The sequence below is a fragment of the Azomonas macrocytogenes genome, assembly GCF_014191985.1.
In the GTDB taxonomy this organism is placed as follows: domain Bacteria; phylum Pseudomonadota; class Gammaproteobacteria; order Pseudomonadales; family Pseudomonadaceae; genus Azomonas; species Azomonas macrocytogenes.
This window is the reverse complement of sequence record NZ_JACHXI010000001.1, coordinates 190758-215290: the sequence shown is the minus strand read 5'-3', so window position 1 is coordinate 215290 and position 24533 is coordinate 190758. Positions and strand designations below refer to the sequence as shown.

At 60.4% G+C, this 24533-nt stretch carries 25 protein-coding genes and 1 pseudogene; all 26 read left to right on the top strand.

Translation table 11 applies throughout. The features are described from left to right. Nucleotides 1-99: 99 nt before the first annotated feature. The 26 genes and pseudogenes from fliE to FHR87_RS00875 all read left to right on the top strand — a co-directional run bounded on the left by fliE (nt 100) and on the right by FHR87_RS00875 (nt 24511). Complete coding sequence (gene fliE / locus FHR87_RS01000) at nt 100-426, top strand: flagellar hook-basal body complex protein FliE (protein ID WP_183164831.1); 327 nt, start codon at nt 100-102, stop codon at nt 424-426. Between the two features lie 13 nt (nt 427-439). Next, nucleotides 440-2215 carry a flagellar basal-body MS-ring/collar protein FliF gene (gene fliF, locus FHR87_RS00995; protein WP_183164830.1) on the top strand — a complete coding sequence of 592 codons (1776 nt, stop codon included), beginning with the start codon at nt 440-442 and terminating at the stop codon, nt 2213-2215. Further along, complete coding sequence (gene fliG, locus FHR87_RS00990) at nt 2208-3224, top strand: flagellar motor switch protein FliG (protein WP_183164829.1); 1017 nt, start codon at nt 2208-2210, stop codon at nt 3222-3224. Before fliF ends, fliG begins: the two co-directional genes overlap by 8 nt. A gap of 7 nt (nt 3225-3231) precedes the next feature. Then, nucleotides 3232-4041, top strand: a complete 810-nt coding sequence (gene fliH / locus FHR87_RS00985; protein WP_183164828.1) for a flagellar assembly protein FliH — start codon at nt 3232-3234, stop codon at nt 4039-4041. Then, nucleotides 4031-5383, top strand: coding sequence for a flagellar protein export ATPase FliI (fliI, locus tag FHR87_RS00980; protein WP_183164827.1), 1353 nt, complete (start codon nt 4031-4033; stop codon nt 5381-5383). Before fliH ends, fliI begins: the two co-directional genes overlap by 11 nt. A gap of 12 nt (nt 5384-5395) precedes the next feature. Continuing rightward, nucleotides 5396-5851, top strand: a complete 456-nt coding sequence (fliJ, locus tag FHR87_RS00975) for a flagellar export protein FliJ (RefSeq protein WP_183164826.1) — start codon at nt 5396-5398, stop codon at nt 5849-5851. 130 nt (nt 5852-5981) lie between these two features. Next, a complete protein-coding gene (locus FHR87_RS00970) occupies nt 5982-6287 on the top strand; it encodes an STAS domain-containing protein (protein WP_183164825.1) in 306 nt (101 codons plus the stop codon). Further along, nucleotides 6287-7993 carry an ATP-binding SpoIIE family protein phosphatase gene (locus FHR87_RS00965; RefSeq protein ID WP_183164824.1) on the top strand — a complete coding sequence of 569 codons (1707 nt, stop codon included), beginning with the start codon at nt 6287-6289 and terminating at the stop codon, nt 7991-7993. Before FHR87_RS00970 ends, FHR87_RS00965 begins: the two co-directional genes overlap by 1 nt. Nucleotides 7994-7996: 3 nt before the next feature. Further along, nucleotides 7997-8332, top strand: coding sequence for an Hpt domain-containing protein (locus tag FHR87_RS00960; RefSeq protein WP_183164823.1), 336 nt, complete (start codon nt 7997-7999; stop codon nt 8330-8332). Nucleotides 8333-8431: 99 nt separating this feature from the next. Beyond that, complete coding sequence (locus FHR87_RS00955) at nt 8432-9718, top strand: flagellar hook-length control protein FliK (protein ID WP_183164822.1); 1287 nt, start codon at nt 8432-8434, stop codon at nt 9716-9718. Between the two features lie 128 nt (nt 9719-9846). Then, complete coding sequence (fliL, locus tag FHR87_RS00950; protein ID WP_183164821.1) at nt 9847-10374, top strand: flagellar basal body-associated protein FliL; 528 nt, start codon at nt 9847-9849, stop codon at nt 10372-10374. A 15-nt stretch (nt 10375-10389) separates the two neighbouring features. Next, nucleotides 10390-11361 carry a flagellar motor switch protein FliM gene (fliM, locus tag FHR87_RS00945; protein ID WP_183164820.1) on the top strand — a complete coding sequence of 324 codons (972 nt, stop codon included), beginning with the start codon at nt 10390-10392 and terminating at the stop codon, nt 11359-11361. A gap of 37 nt (nt 11362-11398) precedes the next feature. Further along, nucleotides 11399-11872 carry a flagellar motor switch protein FliN gene (gene fliN, locus FHR87_RS00940; protein WP_183164819.1) on the top strand — a complete coding sequence of 158 codons (474 nt, stop codon included), beginning with the start codon at nt 11399-11401 and terminating at the stop codon, nt 11870-11872. A 1-nt stretch (nt 11873) separates the two neighbouring features. After that, nucleotides 11874-12296, top strand: a complete 423-nt coding sequence (gene fliO, locus FHR87_RS00935; protein WP_183164818.1) for a flagellar biosynthetic protein FliO — start codon at nt 11874-11876, stop codon at nt 12294-12296. 5 nt (nt 12297-12301) lie between these two features. Then, nucleotides 12302-13060, top strand: a complete 759-nt coding sequence (fliP, locus tag FHR87_RS00930; protein ID WP_183164817.1) for a flagellar type III secretion system pore protein FliP — start codon at nt 12302-12304, stop codon at nt 13058-13060. A gap of 11 nt (nt 13061-13071) precedes the next feature. Beyond that, complete coding sequence (gene fliQ / locus FHR87_RS00925; protein WP_183164816.1) at nt 13072-13341, top strand: flagellar biosynthesis protein FliQ; 270 nt, start codon at nt 13072-13074, stop codon at nt 13339-13341. Between the two features lie 10 nt (nt 13342-13351). Next, nucleotides 13352-14128, top strand: a complete 777-nt coding sequence (gene fliR / locus FHR87_RS00920; protein ID WP_183164815.1) for a flagellar biosynthetic protein FliR — start codon at nt 13352-13354, stop codon at nt 14126-14128. A 12-nt stretch (nt 14129-14140) separates the two neighbouring features. Next, nucleotides 14141-15277 carry a flagellar biosynthesis protein FlhB gene (gene flhB / locus FHR87_RS00915; protein ID WP_183164814.1) on the top strand — a complete coding sequence of 379 codons (1137 nt, stop codon included), beginning with the start codon at nt 14141-14143 and terminating at the stop codon, nt 15275-15277. A gap of 209 nt (nt 15278-15486) precedes the next feature. Further along, a pseudogene (locus tag FHR87_RS00910) lies at nt 15487-15591 on the top strand (hypothetical protein); the annotation flags it as partial. A 243-nt stretch (nt 15592-15834) separates the two neighbouring features. Further along, on the top strand, nt 15835-17955 hold the full coding sequence (gene flhA / locus FHR87_RS00905) for a flagellar biosynthesis protein FlhA (protein WP_183165113.1): 2121 nt from the start codon (nt 15835-15837) through the stop codon (nt 17953-17955). Between the two features lie 14 nt (nt 17956-17969). Further along, on the top strand, nt 17970-19325 hold the full coding sequence (flhF, locus tag FHR87_RS00900) for a flagellar biosynthesis GTPase FlhF (RefSeq protein WP_183164813.1): 1356 nt from the start codon (nt 17970-17972) through the stop codon (nt 19323-19325). An 88-nt stretch (nt 19326-19413) separates the two neighbouring features. After that, a complete protein-coding gene (gene fleN, locus FHR87_RS00895; protein ID WP_338021216.1) occupies nt 19414-20250 on the top strand; it encodes a flagellar synthesis regulator FleN in 837 nt (278 codons plus the stop codon). After that, nucleotides 20247-20990, top strand: a complete 744-nt coding sequence (locus tag FHR87_RS00890) for an RNA polymerase sigma factor FliA (RefSeq protein ID WP_183164812.1) — start codon at nt 20247-20249, stop codon at nt 20988-20990. The genes fleN and FHR87_RS00890 overlap by 4 nt, the downstream gene beginning before the upstream one ends. Before the next feature lie 51 nt (nt 20991-21041). After that, the gene (locus tag FHR87_RS00885; RefSeq protein ID WP_183164811.1) at nt 21042-21416 is read left to right on the top strand and encodes a chemotaxis response regulator CheY; all 375 of its coding nucleotides are present in this window, start codon (nt 21042-21044) and stop codon (nt 21414-21416) included. A gap of 21 nt (nt 21417-21437) precedes the next feature. After that, nucleotides 21438-22229, top strand: a complete 792-nt coding sequence (locus FHR87_RS00880) for a protein phosphatase CheZ (protein WP_183164810.1) — start codon at nt 21438-21440, stop codon at nt 22227-22229. Between the two features lie 11 nt (nt 22230-22240). After that, the gene (locus FHR87_RS00875; RefSeq protein ID WP_183164809.1) at nt 22241-24511 is read left to right on the top strand and encodes a chemotaxis protein CheA; all 2271 of its coding nucleotides are present in this window, start codon (nt 22241-22243) and stop codon (nt 24509-24511) included. Nucleotides 24512-24533: the final 22 nt, after the last annotated feature.

The window sequence follows — 24533 nt, the reverse complement described above, 5'->3', positions numbered from 1 at the left end:
GCTTGACCTTGCGATCTTCGCGGATTTGGCATCCTTGTTGCGTTTACTTGCTGGCACGGCGCAAAGCGTCAAAAAAATGCAGGTGTCGAGGGTCGCTAGATGGAGCAGGGTGTTCAATTCAATCGTTTGCTGCTGGAAATGCGCTCCATGCACATGGAGGCCATGGCGCGTGCCAGGCCGGAGGTGGCTTCACCGGTTGAAAATCCCGACTTTGCCGACCTGCTCGGCCAGGCCATCGGCAAGGTCAACGCAACCCAACAGGCTTCGAGCCACCTGGCCAGCGCCTTCGAGATGGGGCAGGGCGGTGTCGATATTACCGATGTGATGATCGCCTCACAGAAAGCCAGCGTTTCCTTCCAGGCTGTGACCCAGGTACGCAACAAGCTGGTCCAGGCTTATCAAGACATCATGCAAATGCCGGTTTGAGGCGGATTGAATCATGGCTGACGCGGCAAGCAGTAACGTTCCTGTGCCAAGCGGTGCCGGCGACTCACGCAAATCCTTGCTGGGGCTGGCTTTTCTGGACAACTTGGCGGAAATCTCCATGCTGCGCCAAGTCGGCCTGCTGGTCGGGCTGGCAGCCAGTGTAGCCATCGGGTTCGCCGTCGTGCTCTGGTCGCAGCAGCCTGACTATCGTCCGTTGCTGGCAAGCCTTGCCGGCATGGATACCAACCGGGTGATGGAAACCCTTTCCGCTGCGGATATTGCCTATACGGTCGAACCCAATTCCGGTGCCTTGCTGGTGAAGGCCGACGATTTGGGACGGGCACGCCTGAAGCTGGCCGGTGCTGGTATCGCCCCGGCCGACAGCAACGTCGGTTTCGAGATTCTTGACAAGGATCAGGGCCTGGGTAGCAGCCAGTTCATGGAGACCACCCGCTATCGCCGTGGCCTGGAAGGCGAGTTGGCGCGAACCATTTCCAGCCTGAACAATGTGAAAGGCGCCCGTGTGCACCTGGCCATTCCAAAAAGCTCGGTGTTCGTCCGCGACGACCGCAAGCCCAGCGCTTCGGTACTGGTGGAACTCTATCCGGGGCGGACTCTGGAGCCGAGCCAGGTCATGGCGGTCGTCAATCTGGTGGCGACCAGCGTGCCCGAGCTCTCCAAGTCCCAGGTCACGGTGGTGGACCAGAAGGGGACGCTGCTGTCCGACCAGCAGGAGCTGTCCGAACTGACCATGGCCGGCAAGCAGTTCGACTACAGCCGTCGCCTGGAGAGCGTCTACACCCAGCGCGTGCAGAACATGCTGCAGCCTGTGCTCGGCAACGGCCGCTACAAGGCGGAAGTTTCCGCCGATGTGGATTTCAGCGCAGTGGAATCGACTGCCGAGACCTTCAACCCCGAGCAGCCGGCGCTACGTAGTGAGCAGAGCGTCAACGAGCAGCGCCAGAGCGGCCAGGGCGGCCCGCAAGGGATTCCCGGTGCGCTGAGCAACCAGCCTCCGGGAGCTGCTTCGGCGCCCGAGACGACCGGCCAGCAGACCGCGGCGGCCGGCCCGGTAGCGGCCGGCCAGCCATTGGTGGACGCCAATGGCCAGCAGATCGTCGATCCGGCCACCGGCCTGCCGATGCTGGCCCCTTATCCGTCCGACAAGCGCGAGCAGGCCACCCGCAACTACGAGTTGGATCGCTCTGTCAGCCATACGCGCCAGCAGCAAGGCCGCTTGCGCCGCTTGTCGGTCGCCGTGGTGCTGGACGACCGAATGCATGCCGACGCCAATGGACAGGCGGTGCGCACTGCCTGGAGTGCCGAGGATTTGGCACGCTTCACCCGGCTGGTTCAGGATGCCGTGGGCTACGATGCCAGCCGGGGCGACAGCGTCAGCGTGATCAACACGTCCTTCGCGCCCGAAGTTGCCGAAGCGGACCTGGATATTCCTTTCTATACGCAGCCCTGGTTCTGGGACATCGTCAAGCAGGTCCTCGGAGCTCTATTCCTCCTGGGGCTGGTATTCGGTGTGTTGCGCCCCGTGTTGAAGAACCTGGCCGGTGAAAAGCCTGAATTGGCTACTGCCAGCCCAGCCAGTGACGAGCTGGACGAAGAACTGGATGATCTACCTGGCGACCGGGTCAGCCTGAGTGGACCGCAAGCGATCCTGTTGCCCGGTCCGACCGAGGGCTACGATGCCCAGCTCAAGGCAATCAAGAGCCTGGTGGCCGAGGACCCGGGGCGAGTGGCCATGGTCGTGAAAGAGTGGATCAACGCCAATGAATAATAATCGCGCTGCAGACAAGCTGAACAAGGTCGACAAGGCCGCTATCCTGCTGCTTGCGCTGGGTGAGAGTGACGCCGCCCAGGTGTTGCGCCACCTCGGGCCGAAGGAGGTCCAGCGGGTAGGAACCGCCATGGCCCAGATGGGCAATATCCAGCGCGAGCAGATCGAAACGGTGATGAGCGAATTCGTCGAGCTGGTCGGCCACCAAACCAGCCTCGGAATCGGCTCCGATAGCTACATTCGCAAAATGCTCACCCAGGCCCTGGGCGACGAGAAGGCCGGCGGCTTGATCGACCGTATCCTGCTCGGTGGCAATACCAGCGGTCTGGACAGCCTGAAATGGATGGAAGCCCGCGCTGTCGCCGATGTCATTCGCTACGAGCATCCGCAGATCCAGGCCATCGTCATTGCCTACCTGGATCCCGACCAGGCCAGCGAGATCCTGTCATATTTCGACCCCAAGGCCAGGTTGGACATCATCCTACGCGTTTCTTCGCTGCATACCGTGCAGCCGGCCGCGCTCAAGGAGCTCAATCAGATCCTCGAGAAGCAGTTCTCCGGCAACTCCAATACCAGCCGTACCGCCCTGGGTGGCGTCAAGCGTGCTGCAGATATCATGAACTTCCTGGATAGCTCGCTCGAAGGCCAATTGATGGAAGCCATCCGTGAAGTGGATACGGATCTTTCCGGCAAGATCGAAGACTTGATGTTCGTCTTCGGTAACCTGGCCGATGTCGATGATCGTGGCATTCAGTCGCTGCTGCGCGAGATATCTTCCGATGTGCTGGTAATGGCACTCAAAGGCGCCGACGATGCGATCCAGGAAAAGTTTTTCAAAAACATGTCCAAACGTGCTGCCGAATTGCTGCGTGACGATCTGGAGTCGAAAGGACCGGTGCGGGTCAGCGATGTGGAAGCTGCGCAGAAGGAAATCCTGACCGTCGCCCGGCGCATGGCCGATGCGGGAGAGATTTCCCTGGGTGGCAAGGGCGGCGGTGAAATGATCTGAGTTCCCCATGAGTAAAGACGATTCCAGCGAGTTGATCCGTGGACGGGATCTCGGCGTGTTCGACCGCTGGGCGTTGCCCAGTTTCGATCCGCCCGCAGAGCCCGCCGCGGCGGAAGAAGCCGAGCCGGATGAAACCGCACAGACCGAGGTCGAGGCCGATCCCGAGCCGGTCGGCGAAATCGAGGATGTTCCGGTCGAGCAAGTCAAACCGCTGACGCTCGAAGAGCTGGAAGCCATTCGTCAGGACGCCTACCAGGATGCCTATAACGAGGGATTTGCCACGGGAGAAAAGGAAGGTTTCCATGCCGGCCAGCTCAAGGCCCGGCAAGAAGCCGAGGCAACCCTGGCACCGTGCCTGCAGAATCTGGAGCGACTGATGGGACAGCTCATGGAGCCGATCGCCGATCAGGATCGCAACCTCGAACACGCCATGCTCACGTTGCTGGGGCAGTTGGCCCGCCAGGTGATCCGCCGCGATCTGCTGGCCGATTCGAGCATGATCGCCCACGTCTTGCGCGAAGCGCTCAAGCTGTTGCCGATGGGGGCGCAGAATATCCGTATCCACGTCAACCCGCAGGACTTCGAGCAGATCAAGGCACTGCGCGAGCGCCACGAAGAGAAATGGCGAATCCTTGAGGACGACGAATTGCTGGCCGGTGGTTGCCGGATCGAAACCGAGCATAGCCGGATCGATGCCAGTATCGAGACGCGTCTTGCGCAGGCCATCGAGCAGTTATTCGAGCAGCAACGGGAAAACGCCACCAATCCGCCCGCTGCGGATCTGAGCCTGGAACTGGGGGGCGACGATGCGCCTTGAGCGGGTCAGTTTCGCCCGCCGCTTCGAGACTTACCTCGGTGCCTTGGAGCTGCCCAGCCAACCGATCCTCGAAGGACGCCTGCTGCGCATGGTCGGGCTGACGCTTGAGGCTGAGGGCCTGCGCGCGGCTGTAGGCAGCCGCTGCCTGATCGTCAATGACGACCAATACCAGGCGCGCCAGGTCGAGGCCGAGGTCATGGGTTTTTCCGGTGGCAGGCTTTATCTCATGCCGGTCGGCAGTCTGGCCGGAATTGCACCCGGCGCCCGGGTGGTGCCAGTGCCCAATACCGGTCGTTTGCCCATGGGCAGCTCGATGCTCGGTCGGGTACTCGATGGCGCTGGCCGGGCGCTGGACGGCAAGGGAGGGATGAAGGCCGAGGACTGGGTGCCACTGGAAGGACCGACGATCAACCCGCTCAAGCGTCATCCGATCGACGAGCCGCTGGATGTGGGCGTGCGCAGCATCAACGGTCTGCTTACAGTCGGGCGCGGGCAGCGTCTGGGGCTGTTTGCCGGTACTGGCGTCGGCAAGAGCGTTCTGCTTGGCATGATGACCCGTTTTACCGCGGCGGACATCATCGTGGTCGGGTTGATCGGCGAGCGTGGTCGCGAGGTCAAAGAGTTCATCGAGCATAGCCTTGGCGAGGAAAGCCTCAAGCGCTCGGTAGTAGTTGCCTCGCCAGCAGACGAGGCACCGCTGATGCGTTTGCGGGCCGCCATGTATTGCACACGAATCGCCGAATATTTTCGCGACAAAGGCAGGAATGTACTGCTTCTGATGGATTCGCTGACCCGTTTTGCCCAGGCCCAACGTGAAATCGCCCTGGCCATCGGCGAGCCGCCGGCGACCAAGGGCTATCCGCCGTCGGTGTTCGCCAAACTGCCCAGCCTGGTGGAGCGGGCCGGTAATGCGGAGCAGGGCGGCGGCTCGATCACCGCCTTCTATACGGTCTTGTCCGAGGGCGACGATCAGCAGGATCCGATCGCCGATGCGGCGCGCGGTGTGCTCGACGGTCATATCGTATTGTCTCGCCGGCTGGCGGAAGAAGGGCATTACCCGGCCATCGATATCGAGGCGTCCATCAGCCGGGTAATGCCGCAAGTAGTGGATGCCGAGCAGGTGAAGAACGCTCAGCATTTCAAGCAGTTGTGGTCCCGTTACCAGCAGAGTCGCGATCTGCTCAGTGTGGGTGCCTATGTGCCGGGTGGCGATCCGAAAACCGATCTGGCTATTTCATTGCAGGCCGAAATGTCGGCGTTCCTGCGCCAGGGACTCAATGAAAGCGAAACACTGGCACAAAGCACGACACGTTTGTCCACATTGCTGGTCGCCAAGCGCTAAGGAGGCTTGCCTGTGGCATCCAGTACCGCTGAACGCCTGCAACCTGTAATCGAAATGGCCGAGCGCGCCGAGCGCGAGGCGGCCAGGAAGCTTGGCCAAGGCCAGGTTCTGTTGACCCAGGCCGAAGACAAGCTCGGCGAGTTGGAGCGTTACTACCGCGATTATCAGCAGCAATGGTTGAGCCGGGGCAGCAGTGGTGTTTCCGGGCAATGGTTGATGAATTACCAGCGCTTCCTGGCGCAGATGGAAGTCGCCGTTACCCAACAGCAGCGCAGCGTTGCCTGGCACCAGGACAATCTGGACAAGCTGCGCCGGCAATGGCAACAGCGCAATGCCCGCCTGGACGGGCTGCGCAAGCTGGTGGAGCGTTACCTGCGGCAGGCCCGTGTTGCGGCTGACAGGCATGAGCAGAAAGTGCTCGACGAATTCTGCCAGCGCCTGGCCGGCAGGCGACCAGGAACCGAATGATTACGGATCCTGAATCGTTGCTGCCGGTCTATCTGAGTGATACATCTCAATTGCAAGAGAGTCGCCTGGGTTTGCCGAAGGACTGCCTGTACACTAGGCACTGCGAGACGAACCCTTTCAGGAGAATCGCATGACCATCGTTTCACACCCTTCGGCCGATGGGGATGAGTTGATCATTGCCATTCCAGGGCGTTTCGATTTCAACAAGCACCAGGATTTCCGCGATTGCTACCGATGTGCCGGAATCCACCCCAAGCGCTATGTGATCGATTTCGCCAATACCACCTATCTGGACAGCTCGGCGCTCGGCATGCTGTTGCTGCTGCGCGATTTCGCCGGCGGCGACGAGGCCGATATCCGCTTGATCAACTGTGGCTCCACAGTGCGCGAGATATTGTCCATTGCGAGCTTCGAGCAGCTATTCGAGATCGCTTGATGGCCTATGCCGGGCTGTCCATCCTGGTCGCCGATGACAGCCCATCCGACCAATTGATTCTTTCCGCCTTGCTCGAGCGGTGCGGGCACCGCGTCCTGATCGCAGCCAATGGCGAAGAAGCCGTGGCACTGTTTCGCGAAGAGCATCCGCAAATCGTCCTGATGGATGCGCAGATGCCGATCATGGACGGTTTCCAGGCGGCCCGGGAGATCAAGCGGCTGGCCGGCGATGAACTGGTGCCGATCATTTTCCTGACCTCGCTGGTAGAGAACGAGGCGTTGGTCAATGCGCTCGGAGCGGGAGGCGATGACTTTCTTTCCAAGCCCTACAACCCGATCGTTCTCGATGCCAAGATCCAGGCCATGAATCGCTTGCGCGTGCTGCAAACCACCGTTTTGCAGCAGCGGGATCTGATTGCTCGCCAGCACCACCAATTGCTCAACGAGCAGCGCCTGGCCAAGCAGATTTTCGACAAGGTGGCGCATAGCGGTTGCCCGAATGTCCCGGGTATCCGCTACCGGCAATCGCCCCTGGCACTGTTCAATGGCGACTTGTTGCTGGTGGCGCAGACACCGACCGGTGCCCTGCATGTTCTGCTGGGGGATTTCACCGGGCACGGCCTGCCTGCAGCCGTGGGGGCGATGCCGCTGGCGGAAACCTTCTACGGCATGACCAGCAAGGGATACAGCAGTGCCGATATCCTCTGCGAACTGAACGGCAAGCTTGGTCGCATCCTGCCGGTCGAGATGTTCTGTTGCGCGATGCTGCTGGAAATCGACCTGCAGCATCAGTTGCTGAAGGTGTGGAGCGGTGGCATGCCGGCCGGTTTTCTACTGAGCCGCAACGGCCAGCGACATGAGCTGGTATCCCGCCATTTGCCGCTGGGCGTGCTGGAGTCGGCGAAGTTCGATAGCTGCTTCGAGGCTTGTCCGATCATGCCGGGCGACCGCCTGGTGCTGCTTTCCGATGGGGTGCTGGAAACCCGCAATGCGCAGGGCGAGCCCTTTGGCATGGGGCGCTTGCGGGCTATTCTGGACTGCGCCCATGATTCCGGTTTTTTTGACACTATCCAGCAGGCTTTGCTGGATTTTCACGGTCAGGCGCAGGATGACCTGAGCCTGGTCGAGATTGTTCTGGATGAAGCACTGAGGCTGGCGCCGCTAGCCTATTCTTCCGCGCCCTTGCCGGGGGCAAGTCCACTGGACTGGTCAGTGGGGTTCGAGCTGGGTGCCGAAGCCCTGCGCACATTCAATCCGCTGCCACTGTTGCTGCAACTGATCTTGCAGGTACGCGAGCTGGCAGACCAGGCTGGAGCCATTTATACCGTGCTGGCGGAGCTCTATTCCAATGCCCTGGAATACGGAGTCCTTGAAATGGACTCCACCATAAAATGCGATGCCGAGGGGTTTGGTCATTATTACGCGTTGCGGCATCAGCGCCTGCATGCGCTGACCCAGGGATTTGTCGGTATCGAGCTGCGCTTCCGGCGCACTCCGACAGGTGGCGTGCTGAAAATCACTATCCGCGACAGCGGGGCTGGATTCGATGTCGACCGGATAATCACCAAGCGATGTTCGCTGCTTGGCCTGCGCGGGCGCGGCCTCAAGCTGGTTCGGCAATTATGTACGCGCTTCGAGTGGCAGCCTGATGGACGTGGATTGAGCGCAGAATTCGACTGGTCTTGCGACACCTTGACTGAGGGATGACCTTTGCCAGACGTTCATCTGGATGACAGTACGTTGAACAACTTGAAATTGATCATGGGCGACCGGCTCGCTGCGCTCGTCGACACCTATGTCGCCGATTCGGAAAATCGCCTGAAGCTGCTGGAGGAAGCTTATACCGACCAGCAGCTTGGCGAGCTGCGCCGGCTTGCCCACAGTCTCAAAGGCAGCAGCAGCAATATGGGGGCCAGCAGCCTGGCCAACCTCTGTCATACGCTGGAGCAGCTGGCCAGGGATGCGGAGGTAAGTGATATTGCACAGATAGTCGAGCGTATACAGCGAGAGTTCATGGTCGTTCGCGAGCTGCTGAAAGGCTTGTGAATATCCCAACTGCTGAAATACACCTGTCGGTTATTTGTCGTTTTTGCGGCCTGGAACTTGCTTGGTGTCGAGCAACTCGATTCCTGTCCGGAAAGCGCCATGTCTGTCTCGCCTGATCTATCGATTACTCCTGCTGTTGATGCTCGCCGGATGCCCAAGGCCCCCACGTATAGCGCTGAGGGTGGCAAGGATAGGGCAGTAGATTTCGCCGCAGTCTATGCCAACGAGCGCCAGACCAGGGCCACCAACAGCAATGAAGCGGCTGCCGGATCGCGTCACGCAAATGCCGCGGAACGCCCAGGGCAACGAGAATCGGCCGATGTTAACCGTGATGCTGGCAGCAGTGCGGCAGCGGTTACCACCAGCGAGGATGACGAATCGTCTACAGTCGCTTCGGAAAAAGACGAAGCGGATCGCGATCAGGCCGACCCGGATGCTGCGATGCTGCCGGGGTTACCCATGGCCGCGACGGACCCAGCGTTGTCCGGTCAGTCTATGTCTGGCCTGCAGGATGAGGGGGCAGCTTCGATAGCCCAGGGAATGGAGCCTTCCTTGGTTTCGTCTCAAAGTGAATCCTTGCCTGGCGACGATTCCCTGGCACAGGCAAGCGGGGTGGCTGTTGCAGTCGAAGCAACCAGGGGTGACATAAACTTGACGGCTATGGCGGCGGCTACCACGAAGGGTGCTCCTGCCGATTCGGCTGTATCGCTGCAACAATTGGCTGCTGCCAGCGATCAACAAGGCGAAAGCGTCAGCGTGCTACCACTGGCGGAATTTTCCTTATCCACAGTTGCCGATGCGGATATTTCAACGACCGATCGCGACGATTTGCCGGGCAACGATTTGCCCGGCGAAGCCGCCGGATCAAGGTTCGATAACCTGATCCAGGGGGCTTCCCTGCATGACAATGTGCCACAGCGGTCGGCCGTTCCGATTCCCGGCCCGCCGCTGGCGATGCAACAGCCAGGCTGGAGCGAGGGCGCGGTCGAGCGGGTCATGTGGATGTCGAGCCAGAACCTGAAGTCTGCCGATATTCAGCTCGACCCTGCCGAGCTGGGGCGAATGGAGGTACGCATCGAGCTCGACAAGGACCAGGTGCAGGTGACCTTCGCCAGTCCGCACGCGGGCGTGCGCGAGGTCGTCGAAGGGCAGGCGCAGCGCCTGCGCGATATGTTCAACCAGCAAGGCATGCAGCTTCTCGATGTCAATGTTTCCGACCAGTCACTGGCACGTGGTTGGCAGGGGGAGCAGGGCAGTGAGCGGCAACAGGGCGGCTCCGTGTTGGCTGGCTCTGTTGCGGATGGAGAAGAACTTGTCATCGGCAGCGCGGAGATAGCGTCAGGCCGGTCGGAAACAGGCCATGGTCTGGTCGATTACTATGCCTGAGCATTAAGCCATGATCCGGTTCCTGTGGGGCGGCCGGCTTCGGCGCAGCCCTGCGTTTCACGCCGAAATTTCGATAGATCCCAATTCCTACTTCCATAAGTCGAGGCTTGCAGTGACGGATTCCCGGTATGGCTAAGAGACAGGTGCCCAAGGTGCCCGGTAGTGACTCGGCGGGGAGTAAAAGCAGATGGAAGCTCATCATCGTCATGGTGATCGCCCTGTTGGCGGTGATCGCTGCATCGGTGGCGGCTACCTGGTTTTTCCTGGCGAACAAAACTGTCGCCGAACAGGCGGCCGGGTCCGAGCATGCCACCGAGGTGGCGGCCCCGGTAAGGCAGGTTGCGATCTACCAGGTGCTGACGCCTGCATTTGTCGTGAATTTCAAGCAGGATGGGCGACAGCGCTACCTGCAGGTCAGCGTTGCCCTGATGGGACGGGATCAGGTGGCAATGGATGCGTTGAAAGAGCATCTGCCGCTGCTGCGCAACCGGCTGGTGATGCTCTTTTCCAGCCAGGATTTCGCAACCTTGATGACCCCGGTAGGCAAAGAGATGCTGCGCCAGCAGGCTACCGCCGGGATTCAGGAGCAGGCACAGAAAGCGCTCGGCAAGCCGGTCGTCGAACAAGTGCTGTTCACCAATTTCGTTTTGCAATGACGAGGGCTTTTCCGCATGGCCATGCAAGACCTTCTTTCGCAGGATGAAATCGACGCACTCCTGCACGGTGTCGACGACGGTCTGGTCGAGACCGACAGCGATATCGAACCGGGAGGGATCAGGACCTACGACCTGACTACCCAGGATCGTATCGTTCGCGGTCGCATGCCGACCCTGGAGATGATCAACGAGCGTTTCGCCCGCTATACCCGGGTCAGCATATTCAATTTGCTGCGGCGTTCGGCCGAGGTGGCGGTGGGCGGCGTGCAGGTCATGAAGTTCGGCGAATACGTACACTCGCTCTATGTTCCGACCAGCCTCAATCTGGTGAAGATCAAGCCCTTGCGCGGGACTTCATTGTTCATCCTGGACGCCAAGCTGGTTTTCAAGCTGGTCGATAACTTCTTCGGTGGCGACGGTCGCCACGCCAAGATCGAAGGGCGCGAATTCACGCCAACCGAATTGCGCGTGGTGCGCATGGTGCTCGATCAGGCCTTCGTCGATTTGAAGGAAGCCTGGCGGGCAGTGCTGAGCGTCGATTTCGAATACATCAACTCCGAGGTGAATCCGGCGTTGGCCAACATCGTCAACCCCAGCGAAGTCGTGGTCGTATCGACGTTCCACATCGAGCTGGATGGCGGTGGCGGTGATATGCACATCACCATTCCCTATTCGATGATCGAACCGATCCGCGAGCTGCTGGATGCCGGTTTCCAATCGGATTTGAGCGATCAGGACGAACGTTGGGCGAAAGCGCTGCGCGAGGACATTCTCGACGTCAAGGTGCCGTTGGCCGCTACGGTCGTACAGCGTCAGATGAAACTGCGCGACATCCTGAACATGCAGCCGGGTGATGTCATTCCGGTCGTGATGCCTGAGAACATGATCATGCGCGCCAATGGCGTTCCGGCCTTCAAGGTCAAGCTGGGGGCGCATAAGGGCAATCTGGCCTTGCAGGTGTTATCGCCCATCAATGTTGTGCGTTGAATTCCCTGTCCAATTTCGTGGCGATCGAGGTTTCGCAATGGCAAATGAGAAAGACCCCATGTCTACCGAGGAAAAGGCCCTGGCCGACGAGTGGGCTGCTGCGTTGGAGGAAGCTGAGGGTGCCAGCCAGGCTGATGTCGATTCATTGATGAATGGGGATAGCCGGATGGCTCTGGTGTCGGAATCCCGGGCGCCTATCGAAGAATTCGGCAGTGCGCCACCAGCGAACAACCCGCACCAGACGCTGGAAGGGCCGAACCTGGAAGTGATCCTGGATATCCCGGTGAGTATTTCCATGGAGGTGGGCAGCACCGAAATCAGCATCCGCAATCTGCTCCAACTCAACCAGGGCTCGGTCGTCGAGCTGGATCGCCTGGCTGGCGAGCCGCTGGATGTGCTGATCAACGGTACTCTGATCGCCCACGGCGAAGTCGTCGTGGTGAATGAGAAATTCGGCATCCGTCTCACCGATGTGATCAGCCCGAGCGAACGTATCCGGAAGCTGCGCTGACATGCGCGGGCTACGCTTGGCGATCCCGGCGCTGCTGGCGCTACCGGTGATGGCCGCCGAACCTTCTGTCAGCGTTGGCGGGGCCGGATTGGATATGAGCGACCAACTGCCCCGGATGCTCCTGGGGTTGCTGGTGGTAGTGGGGATGATTGTCCTGCTTGCCTGGCTGCTGCGGCGCGTGCAGCGCCTGAATCCGCGCCACGGCCAGGTCATCAAGTTGATCGCCAGCCAGGCGCTCGGTCCGCGCGAGCGGCTGATGCTCGTGCAGGTGGGGAAACAGCAAATCCTGCTGGGTCTGAGCGCTGGCCGGATCACGCCCTTGCATGTGCTGGATGAACCGGTCGAGCTGCCCGCTGCCGAGCCGGCCACTGCCGAGTTCGCCCAGCGCCTGAAGGAATTGTTGGGCAAGGATCACAAGGACTAACCCTGATGCGCATCTGGCGCCTTTCTCTGTTACTGCTGCTGAGCCTGCTGGCACCGTTGGCCCTGGCCGCTCCGAACGATCCGCTGTCGATCCCGGCCATTACCCTCGGCAGCAATGCCGAAGGCCAGCAGGAATATTCGGTCAGCCTGCAGATCCTGCTGATCATGACGGCGCTAAGCTTCATCCCGGCGTTCGCCATGCTGATGACCAGCTTTACGCGGATCATCATCGTGTTTTCCCTGCTGCGCCAGGCGATGGGGCTGCAGCAGACGCCCTCCAACCAGATCCTCATCGGGCTGGCCATGTTCCTGACACTGTTCATCATGGCGCCGGTGTTCGACCGGATTAACCGGGACGCCCTGCAGCCTTACCTTGGCGAGCAACTGCCGGCCCAGGAAGCCATCGCCCGCGCCCAGATACCGCTCAAGGATTTCATGCTGGCGCAGACCCGTGAAAGCGACCTGGAATTGTTCATGCGCCTGTCGCGGCGGACCGATATCGCTTCTCCCGATGCCGCGCCGCTGACCATCCTGGTACCGGCTTTTGTCACCTCTGAACTGAAAACAGCGTTCCAGATCGGCTTCATGCTGTTCATTCCCTTTTTGATCATCGACATGGTGGTGGCCAGCGTGCTGATGGCGATGGGGATGATGATGCTCTCGCCGCTGATCATTTCCCTGCCGTTCAAGATCATGCTGTTCGTGCTGGTGGATGGCTGGGGGTTGATCATGGGAACGCTGGCCGGCAGCTTCGGCACGTTTTAGGAGAATGGCGCATGACCCCGGAACTGGTGGTGGACCTGATTCGCGAAGGGCTCTGGCTGACGACAGTGATCGTCGCCTTGCTGGTGTTGCCAAGCCTGGTGGTCGGCTTGATCGTGGCCATGTTCCAGGCCGCCACGCAGATCAACGAGCAGACCCTGAGCTTCCTGCCGCGTCTGCTGGTGATGCTGGTGACGCTGATTTTGGCCGGCCCCTGGCTGCTCAATCAACTGATGGAATTCACCCGGCAACTGGTCCAGAACATTCCCCTGATAATTGGCTGAGCGCATTGGCATGTTCGAACTGAGCGATACACAGATCGGCGGCTGGGTCGGCCAGTTCATGCTGCCGCTGTTTCGGGTCGCGGCGTTGCTGATGAGCATGCCGGTCATTGGTACTCAGGTGGTTCCAGTACGGATTCGGCTTTACCTGTCCCTGGCCATCACCCTGGTTCTGGTGCCCGCGCTGCCAGCCATGCCGCAGGTCGATGCGCTCAGCCTGCAAACCCTGGTACTGATCGCCCAGGAAGTGCTGATCGGCGTCATGCTGGGCTTCGCCCTGCAGCTGTTCTTCCAGCTGTTCGTTCTCGCCGGGCAACTTCTGGCAACCCAGATGGGGCTGGGGTTCGCCTCAATGATGGATCCGGTGAACGGTGTATCGGTACCGGTGCTGGGGCAATTTTTCAATGTGCTGGTAGTTCTGTTGTTTCTGACCATGAACGGCCATCTGGTAGTCCTGGACACGCTGGCCGAAAGCTTCACCAGTCTGCCGGTAGGAGAGGCGTTGTCCAGCGAGCACTACTGGGCGGTCGCTACCAGACTGGGCTGGGTCTTGGGCGCTGGCCTGCTGCTGGTGTTGCCGGCCATCACAGCGCTGTTGGTGATCAATCTGGCATTCGGCCTGATGACCCGTGCTGCACCGCAGCTGAATATCTTCAGCATCGGTTTGCCGCTTACCCTGGTCCTGGGGATGGTGATCGTCTGGGTTGGGCTGGCCGACATCTTTGCCCAGTACCAGGTTTTCGTCACGGATGCGCTGCAGTGGTTGCGCGAGTTGATCCGGGCACCTTGAGCGGAGAGCGGCATGGCCGAGAATGAAAACGGCGCTGACAAAAGCGAGGAACCCACCGAGAAACGGCGCCGGGAGGCAAAGGAGAAAGGCCAACTGGCGCGCTCGCGCGAGTTGGGTACCGTAGTCGTCACGCTGGGCGGAATCGGCGGGCTTTTGATCTCTGGTGGCAGTATCGGTCAGAGCCTGATAGCCGTGATGCAGGGCAGCTTCGACCTGCCTCGCGCAACCCTCCTGGACGAGAGCGCCATGAGCATGCTGCTGGTTGCCAGCGGCCTGCTCGTGCTCAAGGCACTGCTACCGTTTCTGCTCGCGCTATCGGTTGCTTCGATTGCCGGCGCAGTTTCCCTGGGCGGCTGGCTGTTTTCCGGTCAGGCGCTGGCACTGAATTTCAGCCGCCTGAATCCTGTGTCCGGCCTGCAACGGATGTTTTCGAGCAAATCGCTGGTGGAGCTGCTCAAGGCACTGGCGAAGTTTCTGGTGGTCTTGCTGGTCGCGCTGGCCGTGCTTTGCGCTTATGCGGAAGACCTGATCTCGATTGCCAAGCAACCGCTTGAAACGGCCATCCTGCACAGCATGGAGATTGTCGGCTGGAGTTCTTTGTGGATGGCGTGCGGCCTGATCCTGATCGCGGCCGTGGACGTGCCGTACCAGCTCTGGGACAACCGGCAGAAGCTGATGATGACCAAGCAGGAAGTGCGTGACGAATACAAGGATTCCGACGGCAAGCCCGAGGTCAAGTCGCGCATTCGCCAACTGCAGCGCGAAATGCTCCAGCGGCGCATGATGCAGGCCGTCCCGGAAGCCGATGTGGTCATCACCAACCCGACCCACTTCGCCGTGGCGCTCAAATACGACGCGACCAAGGCCAGTGCGCCGCTACTGGTGGCCAAGGGCGGCGACTTCATGGCGCTGAAGATTCGTGAAATAGCCCAGGAACACCAGGTGATGGTGATGGAATCGCCAGCCCTGGCCCGAGCCGTCTACCACTCCACCGAAATCGACCGGGAAATCCCCGCCGGGCTCTATCTGGCGGTGGCCCAGGTGCTGGCCTACGTCTACCAACTGCGCCAATACCAGGCCGGCAAAGGCCGCCGGCCCGATCCGCTACGGGACGTGCCGATCCCGGCGGATTTGCGGCGGGACGAGTAAAGGGGAAGCCAATAGGGCGGGTGAAACCCGCCATGCCATATTGTTAGGTCTGGATGCCAGTGGCGGGTTGCACCCGCCCTACAAGACTTGCCAATCACGGCGGATTTACGGCGGGACGAGTAAAGGGGAAACCAGTAGGGCGGGTGAAACCCGCCATGCCATATTGTTGGGTCCGGATGTCAGTGGCGGGTTGCACCCGCCCTACAAGGCTGGCCTACGTCTATCAACTGCGCCAATACCAGGCCGGCAAAGGCCGCCGGCCCGATCCGCTACGGGACGTGCCGATCCCGACGGATTTGCAGCGGGACGAGTAAAGGGGAAGCCAGTAGGGCGGGTGAAACCCGCCATGCCATATTGTTGGGTCCGGATGCCAGTGGCGGGTTGCACCCGCCCTACAAGGCTGGTGATTGGCTCATGGGAGAAGCCGAATAAAAACGGCTTCGGGCTTCAGCTAAATTTCCCGCCTTTTCATCCCGCTCACAGGTTGGACTCCTTCTTGCACTTACCTCTCTCATAACCTGATGGCGTCAAAAATCCGTTTCGGTTTGGGGGAAGATGTGGATCGCTCGCAACTGATCGCTGTGCGCAACAATATTGCCGGGTTCGGACGTGGCAATCTTGGTGTGCCGCTGCTGGTGCTGGTCATGCTGGGAATGATGACGTTGCCGATACCGGCTTTCCTTCTGGATGTGTTTTTTACCTTCAATATTGCGTTGTCGATCGTCGTCCTGCTGGTCAGCGTGTATGCCATGCGGCCACTGGATTTCGCGGTGTTTCCGACCATCCTGCTGGTTTCGACCTTGCTGCGTCTGGCGCTCAATGTGGCGTCCACGCGAGTGGTACTGCTCCATGGACAGGATGGGCACGATGCCGCCGGTAAGGTGATCCAGGCTTTCGGCGAGGTGGTGATCGGCGGTAACTATGTGGTCGGCGCGGTGGTGTTCGCGATCCTGATGATCATCAATTTCGTGGTGGTCACCAAGGGCGCGGGGCGGATCTCCGAGGTCAGCGCGCGGTTTACCCTCGATGCGATGCCAGGCAAGCAGATGGCCATCGACGCCGATCTCAATGCCGGTCTGATCGATCAGGCCGAGGCCAAGAAGCGCCGTTCGGAGGTGACTGCCGAAGCCGATTTCTACGGCTCCATGGATGGTGCCAGCAAGTTCGTGCGTGGCGATGCCATCGCTGGCCTGCTGATTCTCTTCATCAACCTGATCGGTGGCATGGCCATCGGCATCCTGCAGCACGGTATGCCGGTCGCCGAGGCTGGCCGCATCTATGCGCTGCTGACCATGGGTGACGGTTTGGTGGCGCAGATTCCTTCGCTGCTGCTGTCCACTGCGGCAGCGATTCTGGTCACCCGGGTGACCAGTTCCGAGGATATGGGTCAGCAGGTCAATCGACAGTTGTTCGATTCGCCCAAGGCGCTGGCCGTAGCCGCCTTGATCCTGATTGCCATGGGCGTGGTTCCGGGCATGCCGCATATTCCGTTCATAGGGCTCGGCGCTATGGCCGCGGGTGGTGCCTGGTGGATCTGGCAGCGTCAGCAGCAGGTCCGGGCGCAAGCCGAGCAGGAGGTCCGCAAGCAGCAGGAAAGCCTGCCGGCGCAGCGCGCCGCGGAGACTCGTGAGCTGGGCTGGGAGGATGTGATGCCGGTCGATATGGTTGGTCTGGAGGTTGGTTACCGGTTGATTTCCCTGGTCGATCGTAACCAGGGAGGGCAGTTGCTGACCCGAATCAAGGGGGTACGCAAGAAACTGTCGCAGGATCTGGGCTTTCTCATGCCGTCGGTCCATATTCGCGACAATCTCGACCTGCTGCCCAATGCCTACCGCCTGACCTTGATGGGCGTGACTGTGGCCGAAGCCGAGATTTATCCGGATCGCGAAATGGCGATCAACTCCGGCCAGGTGTTCGGCCAGTTGAAGGGTATCGCCACCCAAGACCCGGCGTTCGGTCTGGAGGCGGTCTGGATCGAGGCCAGTCAGCGCGATCAGGCGCAATCCCTGGGATATACCGTCGTGGATGCCAGTACCGTAGTCGCCACCCATCTGAATCAGATCCTGCACAAGCATGCCCACGAACTGCTTGGCCACGAGGAGGTCCAGCAGCTTATGCAGTTGCTGGCCAAGGCCTCGCCCAGGTTGGCCGAGGAGCTGGTGCCCGGATGCGTTTCCCTGTCCACGTTGCTCAAGGTGTTGCAGGCGTTGCTGCAGGAGCAGGTGCCGGTCCGCGATATTCGTACGATTGCCGAGGCCATCGCCGCAATGGGGGCCAAGAGTCAGGATCCCGTCGTCCTGGTCGGCGCCGTGCGAGTGGCGCTGTCCCGTGCCATCGTCCAGAACATTGTCGGGTTGGAGTCGGAAATCCCGGTCATTACGCTGGAGCCGCGCCTGGAGCAGATCCTGCTGGGCAGTTTGCAGAAAACCGGTCAGGGTGCCGACGACGGTATGCTGCTGGAGCCGGGGATGGCCGAGAAATTGCAAAGCTCCCTGGTAGAGGCGGCACAGCGTCAAGAAATGCTCGGCAAGCCAGTGATTTTGTTGGTTGCCGGGCCGATCCGGATGATGATGTCGCGCTTCGCCCGAGTGGTCGTACCCAATATTCAGGTACTGGCCTATCAGGAGATACCGGACAACAAGCAGGTCACCATCGTTGCGACGGTGGGGCAGAAGTAACCAAGGGGTAGGCCATGCAGGTCAAACGTTTTTTCGCCGCCGATATGCGTCAAGCCATGAAGTTGGTGCGTGATGAACTGGGTGCCGATGCCGCGATTATCGGCAACCGCCGGGTCGCTGGCGGTATCGAGCTGACGGCTGCCCTGGATTACCCGCTGCAGCCGGCTGAACCGGTCAAGCCCAATGCCGCTCTGGAGGCGGAGTTGCGCAAGACGCAGGCGATCATTGCCACTGCCCAGGCCAGGTTGTCCCTGCCGGAAGGGTTGACGGCGAAAAAGGATTGTCAGCTTTTTGGCGAAAGGCTGGACGATTTCAAGAACGACTTCACTGGCGCCGATCACGTTGCAAACCGGGTTGCCGAACCCGCGCCGGAAGTCGTCGGGCCTGCTCCGGTGGCTCCCCACGCCTATGAGTCTGCCAGCCAGGATGCCCGAGGCCTCGATATCGTTCGCTCGGAACTACACGGTTTACGCGAGTTGCTTGAAACCCAGCTGGGCTCCATGGCCTGGAGTAATATGCAGCAGCGCCAGCCCAATCAGGCCTTCCTGTGGCGTCGCCTGCAACGCATGGGGCTGCCGGCAACGGTCGCGCACGATCTTCTGGCCAAGGTCGCCGGGATCGCCGAGTCGCAGCAGGCCTGGCGGATGCTGCTGGCGCATTTCGCCCAGGCTGTCGATGTCGTGCGGGACGATCCAATGGATGAAGGCGGGGTCATCGCGCTGGTCGGCCCGGCAGGCGTTGGCAAGACCACTACGCTTTCCAAGCTCGCCGCGCGGCATGTACTCCAGCACGGCTCGCAGAGTATTGCGATAGTGAGCATGGACAGTTTCCGTATCGGCGCCCAGGAGCAATTGAAAACCCTGGGGCGGATTCTCAATGTGCCGATCATTCCAGTAGGTGCCGACCAGTCGTTGACCCAGGCTCTGGCACCGTTGGCGCAGAAGAAGGTCGTGCTGATCGATACCGCGGGTTTGCCTGCGGCCGATCCGGCTTTCCGGTTGCAACTCGAAGCATTGGCGAGCCGTGGTCTTCGTTCGAAAAACTATCTGGCGCTGGCTGCCACCAGCCAGGCTCAGGTACTCAAGGCTGCCTGGCACAGCTACAAGCAATGTAGACTGGCGGGCTGCGTCATAACCAAGGCAGATGAGGCGAGCACGCTTGGCGAAGTGCTCGGGTTGGCCATCGGCCAGCGGTTGCCGATAGCCTATTTTACCGATGGCCCGCGCATTCCCGATGATTTGCATCGGCTGCGGGCGCATCAGTTGGTCAGCCGGGCGGTCAGCCTGCAACTGGCCGAAGAACCGAGCGAGGACACCATGGCTGCTATGTTTGCCAGCTTTTATAACGACTTATCACGCAAGGTCGGCTAGTCCGATAGCCATGATAACTAACACAACGCTATTTTGCGCACCGATGGCCGCCCGCTCGGCGACCTTCGCGGCCAGGCGACAAGGTGAAGTGGATCTTATGGGAATGCACCCCGTGCAGGTGATCGCAGTGACTGGCGGCAAGGGTGGCGTCGGCAAAACGAATGTATCGGTCAATCTATCCCTGGCCCTTGCCGAGCTGGGACGCCGGGTCATGTTGCTGGATGCCGATCTTGGCCTGGCCAACGTCGATGTGCTGCTTGGTCTGACGCCGCGCTATACGCTGGCCGATGTAATTGCCGGTGAATGCGATCTGCGTGATGTCCTGCTGCAGGGACCAGGTGGCGTACGCATCGTCCCGGCGGCTTCGGGCACGCAGAGTATGGTCAATCTGTCGCCTGTACAGCATGCCGGTCTGATCCGGGCATTCAGCGAGATTGCCGACGATCTCGATGTCTTGATCATCGATACGGCGGCCGGTATCGGTGATGGGGTGATCAGCTTTGTGCGTGCTGCCCAGGAAGTGTTGCTGGTGGTGACCGACGAGCCCACTTCGATCACCGATGCCTATGCGCAGATCAAACTGCTCAGCCGGGACTATGGCATGAGCCGTTTCCGCGTACTGGCCAACATGGCCCATACCCCGCAGGAAGGGCGCAGCCTCTTCGCCAAGCTGACCAAGGTGACCGAGCGTTTCCTGGACGTGGCGCTGCAGTATGCGGGGGCCGTGCCCTACGATGAGTCCGTGCGCAAGGCTGTGCAGAGGCAGCGTGCTGTCTATGAAGCCTATCCGCGTTCGAAGTGCTCCCTGGCTTTCCGGTCCATCGCCCAACAGGTCGATACCTGGCCGTTGCCGGTCAATCCGAGAGGGCATCTGGAATTCTTCATCGAGCGTCTGGTGCAGCCTGCCGAAGGCCATTCAGCATGACGACAGCCGGACTTCGTATGTACTCAAAGGCCCAGGCGAAGGATGGGCAATATCGACTTGTCGAACAGTACGCTCCACTGGTCAAACGGATTGCCTATCACCTGCTGGCGCGCCTGCCGGCCAATGTGCAGCTGGATGATCTGATCCAGGCCGGCATGATCGGCCTGCTCGAAGCGTCCGGCAAATACGATTCCGGCAAGGGTGCCAGTTTCGAAACCTATGCGGGCATCCGCATTCGTGGCGCCATGCTCGACGAAGTCCGCAAAGGCGACTGGGCTCCACGCTCGGTGCATCGCAATTCGCGCCTGGTCGCCGAAGCGCTTCGTGCCGTTGAGGCGCGTACCGGGCGAGACGCTAAAGATCAGGAGGTCGCAGCCGAACTCAAGATGAGTCTCGACGAGTACTACAGCATTCTCGGTGACACGCAGGGTAGTCGGTTGTTCAGCTTCGACGATCTGTTTCGGGCAGGGGAGCACGACGAGCTCGGTGAAGACCCGGACAGCGCTCACCCGGAGCCGTTCCGCGATCTTGAGGACGAATGCTTTCGCAAGGCTCTGGCCGAAGCCATCGACGGCTTGCCCGAGCGCGAAAAACTCGTGTTGTCGCTTTACTACGATGAGGAATTGAACCTGAAGGAAATCGGGCAAGTACTGGGGGTCAGTGAATCGCGGGTCAGTCAATTGCATAGCCAGTGTGCTGCGCGCCTGCGTGCCCGTCTGGGAGAATGGCGGGCTGGTTGATTACGCTGTTCGGCTGAGTACAGGATTTTGGAGATTGTTTTGGACAAGAATATGAAAATCCTCATCGTCGACGATTTCTCGACGATGAGACGGATCATCAAGAACCTTCTGCGCGACCTGGGGTTTACCAATACCGCCGAAGCCGACGACGGCACCACGGCCTTGCCGATGCTGCAGAGCGGCAGTTTCGATTTTCTCGTCACCGACTGGAATATGCCGAGCATGAGTGGCATCGACCTGTTGCGGGCGGTTCGCGCCGATGAGCGCCTCAAGCAGATACCGGTGCTGATGGTGACGGCCGAAGCCAAGCGGGACCAGATCATCGAAGCGGCGCAGGCCGGTGTGAATGGTTATGTGGTCAAACCTTTCACCGCCCAGGTTCTGAAGGAGAAGATCGACAAGATCTTCGAGCGCGTCAACGGCTGATGTTACTGCCGAGAGGGCTGTATGCCATACGATGAAAAATCCATCTCGGATTTCGAGGCAACCTTAAAGTCCCACGCTCGCCAATTGGTCGAAAGCCTGGAGCAAGGTCGGTTCGGCGAAGCGGTAGAGATGATTCACCGCCTCAACCAGGCGCGTGACTATGGTTTGTATGTCGAAGTCGGAAAGCTCACCCGGGAGTTGCACAATGCGATCGTCAAGCTGGACCTTGACGCGCGCTACAAACATGGCGAGCCATCGCAGATGGCCGATGCCAACGACCGGCTTTCCTATGTGGTGGAAATGACTGAAAAGGCTGCCAACCGCACCATGGATCTGGTGGAAGAATGCATGCCGCTGGCCGATTACGTCAGCCAGGAGGCACAGAGCCTGGCTACCGACTGGAAGCGTTTCATGCAGCGCGAGATGAATGCCGACCAGTTCCGCGACCTGACCAGGCGTATCGATCAATTCCTTTCACGCAGCCTGGACAGTGGAGAACAGCTTTCCGGGCACCTGCGCGGCATCCTGCTGGCCCAGGATTTCCAGGATCTGACCGGACAGGTGATCAAGCGTGTCACCCAGCTCATTACCGAAGTGGAAGTCAATCTGCTGCAACTGGTAGTGATGGCCGGCAAAGTGGATCGCTTTGCCGGTATCCAGCACGATCATGAGCAAATGCGTACCGAAAGGCAGATGAGCGATAAAAAAGTGCCGTCGCGGGGTGAAGGTCCGCAAATACATGCCGATAAGCGTGACGATGTCGTTACCGGGCAAGACGATGTCGATGATCTACTTTCGAGTCTTGGATTTTAGGGGATGCCGGTATGAGCTTCGACGCCGACGAAGAAATCCTCCAGGATTTCCTGGTTGAAGCGGGCGAGATTCTCGAGCGGCTTTCCGAACAACTGGTCGAGTTGGAAAGCCGCCCCGATGACACGGAGCTGCTGAATGCGATTTTCCGTGGTTTCCATACCGTCAAGGGGGGCGCCGGTTTCCTGCAACTGCACGAACTGGTGGAATGCTGCCACGTTGCTGAAAACGTGTTCGATATTCTGCGCAAGGGTGAACGGCGCGTCGATTCCGAACTGATGGACGTGGTGCTGCAGGCACTGGATGCCATCAACGCGATGTTTGCCCAGGTGCGTGAGCACCAGCCGCCGACCCCGGCCAGTGCGCAACTGCTGGCAGCCCTTGCCCGGCTGGCGCAGCCGGGCGGCGAGGTCATGGCTGCTCCTGTCGCGGTCGACGTGCCGGTGGCGGCAATCTCCGGGCCTGTCGGTGCGGCGAAGCCGGATGAGTCCGGGGATATGACCGATCATGAATTCGAGCAGATGCTCGATTCGATTCGCGATCCGGCGACTGCCATCGAGACGTCCCGCGCGGACTCCGGGTCGGCTGGCGAGATCACGGATGAGGAATTCGAGGCGTTGCTTGATCAGTTGCATGGGCCGGGTAAATTCTCCGGCGAGGCGAGCGGTAGTGAGTCCGGTGAAAAGGTTTCGCCTGCCAGCGGTGCCGACGAGCAGATCACCGAAGACGAGTTCGAGGCGCTACTCGACCAGTTGCATGGCAAAGGCCGGTTCGCGGCTGTGCCGGCCGAGGCAACGGCCGGTGCTGGCGAGGCTGCCGTTAACGAGGCTGCTTGCGCAGCGGTTGCCGATTCGATTGCTGCCGGTTCTGCGGTGACGGGTGAGCCAACTGCCGAGGCGATTACCGAGCAGGAATTCGAAGCATTGCTCGATCAATTGCATGGCAAGGGCCGCTTCGGCGATGTCCCGGCGGCGAGCGATACCGCAGCGGGCGTCGCGCCAGTATCTGCGGCGGCTGTCGCGCCGAGCAAGCCTGCCGGGCGGCCGCTGGCTTCGCCGGTAGAGCCTGGCCACACGCCAACGGCAGCCGATAAACCCGCTACGGCTTTCGGTAGCGAAGCCGAAACCACTGTGCGCGTCGATACCGCACGGCTCGACGACATCATGAACATGGTTGGTGAACTGGTACTGGTGCGTAATCGCCTGGTCCGGCTGGGGGCCAACAGTGGTGATGAGGCCATGGCCAAGGCCGTGTCCAATCTCGATGTGGTCACGGCCGATCTGCAGGCGGCGGTGATGAAGACCCGGATGCAGCCGATCAAGAAGGTTTTCGGCCGCTTTCCCCGCTTGGTCCGCGATCTGGCACGCAGTCTTAGCAAGGAGGTGCGCCTCGAACTGGTGGGTGAGGATACCGATCTCGACAAGAATCTGGTCGAGGCGCTGGCCGATCCGCTGGTGCACTTGGTGCGCAATGCCGTGGACCATGGCATCGAAGCGCCCGCCGAGCGTGAGTCAGTTGGCAAACCACGTTCCGGCCATGTCGTGCTGTCCGCCGAGCAGGAAGGCGATCACATCCTCCTGATGATCGCCGATGACGGCAAGGGCATGGATGCCAACCTGTTGCGGGCCAAGGCTGTGGAGAAGGGCATGCTGGAGCGGGATGCGGCCGAGCGCTTGAGTGACCTGGACTGCTTCAATCTGATTTTCGCGCCCGGCTTCTCGACCAAGAGCGAGATTTCCGACGTTTCCGGTCGTGGCGTAGGCATGGATGTGGTGAAAACCAAGATTGCCCAGCTCAACGGCACGGTCAACGTCTTCTCGCAGAAGGGCCAGGGTTCGAAGATCATCATCAAGGTGCCGCTGACCCTGGCCATCATGCCGACCCTGATGGTCATGCTCGGTACCCAGGCATTCGCCTTTCCGCTGGTCAGCGTGAACGAGATTTTCCATCTCGATCTGTCGCGCACCAATGTGGTGGATGGCCAGGAGGTGGTGATCGTCCGCGACAAGGCCTTGCCGCTGTTTTATCTCAAGCGTTGGCTGGTGCGTGGCAAGCCCTGCACCGAGCAGCGCGATGGCCATGTCGTGATCATCAGTGTCGGCACCCAATCCATTGGCTTTGTGGTCGATCAACTGGTCGGGCAGGAAGAGGTCGTCATCAAGCCGCTGGGCAAGCTGCTGCAAGGAACCCCCGGCATGGCTGGAGCAACCATCACTGGCGATGGGCGCATCGCGCTGATCCTGGATGTTCCCGGCATGCTCAAGCGTTACGCCCGGCGCGCCTGAGCGGGCACCCGGATCGCCAAGG

What these genes read in the sequence shown, in the direction of transcription:
- fliE (WP_183164831.1), top strand. Translation starts at nt 100, where the DNA reads ATGGAGCAGGGTGTTCAATTCAATCGTTTGCTGCTGGAAATGCGCTCC.
- fliF (WP_183164830.1), top strand. Translation starts at nt 440, where the DNA reads ATGGCTGACGCGGCAAGCAGTAACGTTCCTGTGCCAAGCGGTGCCGGC.
- fliG (WP_183164829.1), top strand. Translation starts at nt 2,208, where the DNA reads ATGAATAATAATCGCGCTGCAGACAAGCTGAACAAGGTCGACAAGGCC.
- fliH (WP_183164828.1), top strand. Translation starts at nt 3,232, where the DNA reads ATGAGTAAAGACGATTCCAGCGAGTTGATCCGTGGACGGGATCTCGGC.
- fliI (WP_183164827.1), top strand. Translation starts at nt 4,031, where the DNA reads ATGCGCCTTGAGCGGGTCAGTTTCGCCCGCCGCTTCGAGACTTACCTC.
- FHR87_RS00970 (WP_183164825.1), top strand. Translation starts at nt 5,982, where the DNA reads ATGACCATCGTTTCACACCCTTCGGCCGATGGGGATGAGTTGATCATT.
- FHR87_RS00965 (WP_183164824.1), top strand. Translation starts at nt 6,287, where the DNA reads ATGGCCTATGCCGGGCTGTCCATCCTGGTCGCCGATGACAGCCCATCC.
- FHR87_RS00955 (WP_183164822.1), top strand. Translation starts at nt 8,432, where the DNA reads ATGTCTGTCTCGCCTGATCTATCGATTACTCCTGCTGTTGATGCTCGC.
- fliL (WP_183164821.1), top strand. Translation starts at nt 9,847, where the DNA reads ATGGCTAAGAGACAGGTGCCCAAGGTGCCCGGTAGTGACTCGGCGGGG.
- fliM (WP_183164820.1), top strand. Translation starts at nt 10,390, where the DNA reads ATGGCCATGCAAGACCTTCTTTCGCAGGATGAAATCGACGCACTCCTG.
- fliN (WP_183164819.1), top strand. Translation starts at nt 11,399, where the DNA reads ATGGCAAATGAGAAAGACCCCATGTCTACCGAGGAAAAGGCCCTGGCC.
- fliO (WP_183164818.1), top strand. Translation starts at nt 11,874, where the DNA reads ATGCGCGGGCTACGCTTGGCGATCCCGGCGCTGCTGGCGCTACCGGTG.
- fliP (WP_183164817.1), top strand. Translation starts at nt 12,302, where the DNA reads ATGCGCATCTGGCGCCTTTCTCTGTTACTGCTGCTGAGCCTGCTGGCA.
- fliQ (WP_183164816.1), top strand. Translation starts at nt 13,072, where the DNA reads ATGACCCCGGAACTGGTGGTGGACCTGATTCGCGAAGGGCTCTGGCTG.
- fliR (WP_183164815.1), top strand. Translation starts at nt 13,352, where the DNA reads ATGTTCGAACTGAGCGATACACAGATCGGCGGCTGGGTCGGCCAGTTC.
- flhB (WP_183164814.1), top strand. Translation starts at nt 14,141, where the DNA reads ATGGCCGAGAATGAAAACGGCGCTGACAAAAGCGAGGAACCCACCGAG.
- flhF (WP_183164813.1), top strand. Translation starts at nt 17,970, where the DNA reads ATGCAGGTCAAACGTTTTTTCGCCGCCGATATGCGTCAAGCCATGAAG.
- FHR87_RS00890 (WP_183164812.1), top strand. Translation starts at nt 20,247, where the DNA reads ATGACGACAGCCGGACTTCGTATGTACTCAAAGGCCCAGGCGAAGGAT.
- FHR87_RS00885 (WP_183164811.1), top strand. Translation starts at nt 21,042, where the DNA reads ATGAAAATCCTCATCGTCGACGATTTCTCGACGATGAGACGGATCATC.
- FHR87_RS00880 (WP_183164810.1), top strand. Translation starts at nt 21,438, where the DNA reads ATGCCATACGATGAAAAATCCATCTCGGATTTCGAGGCAACCTTAAAG.
- FHR87_RS00875 (WP_183164809.1), top strand. Translation starts at nt 22,241, where the DNA reads ATGAGCTTCGACGCCGACGAAGAAATCCTCCAGGATTTCCTGGTTGAA.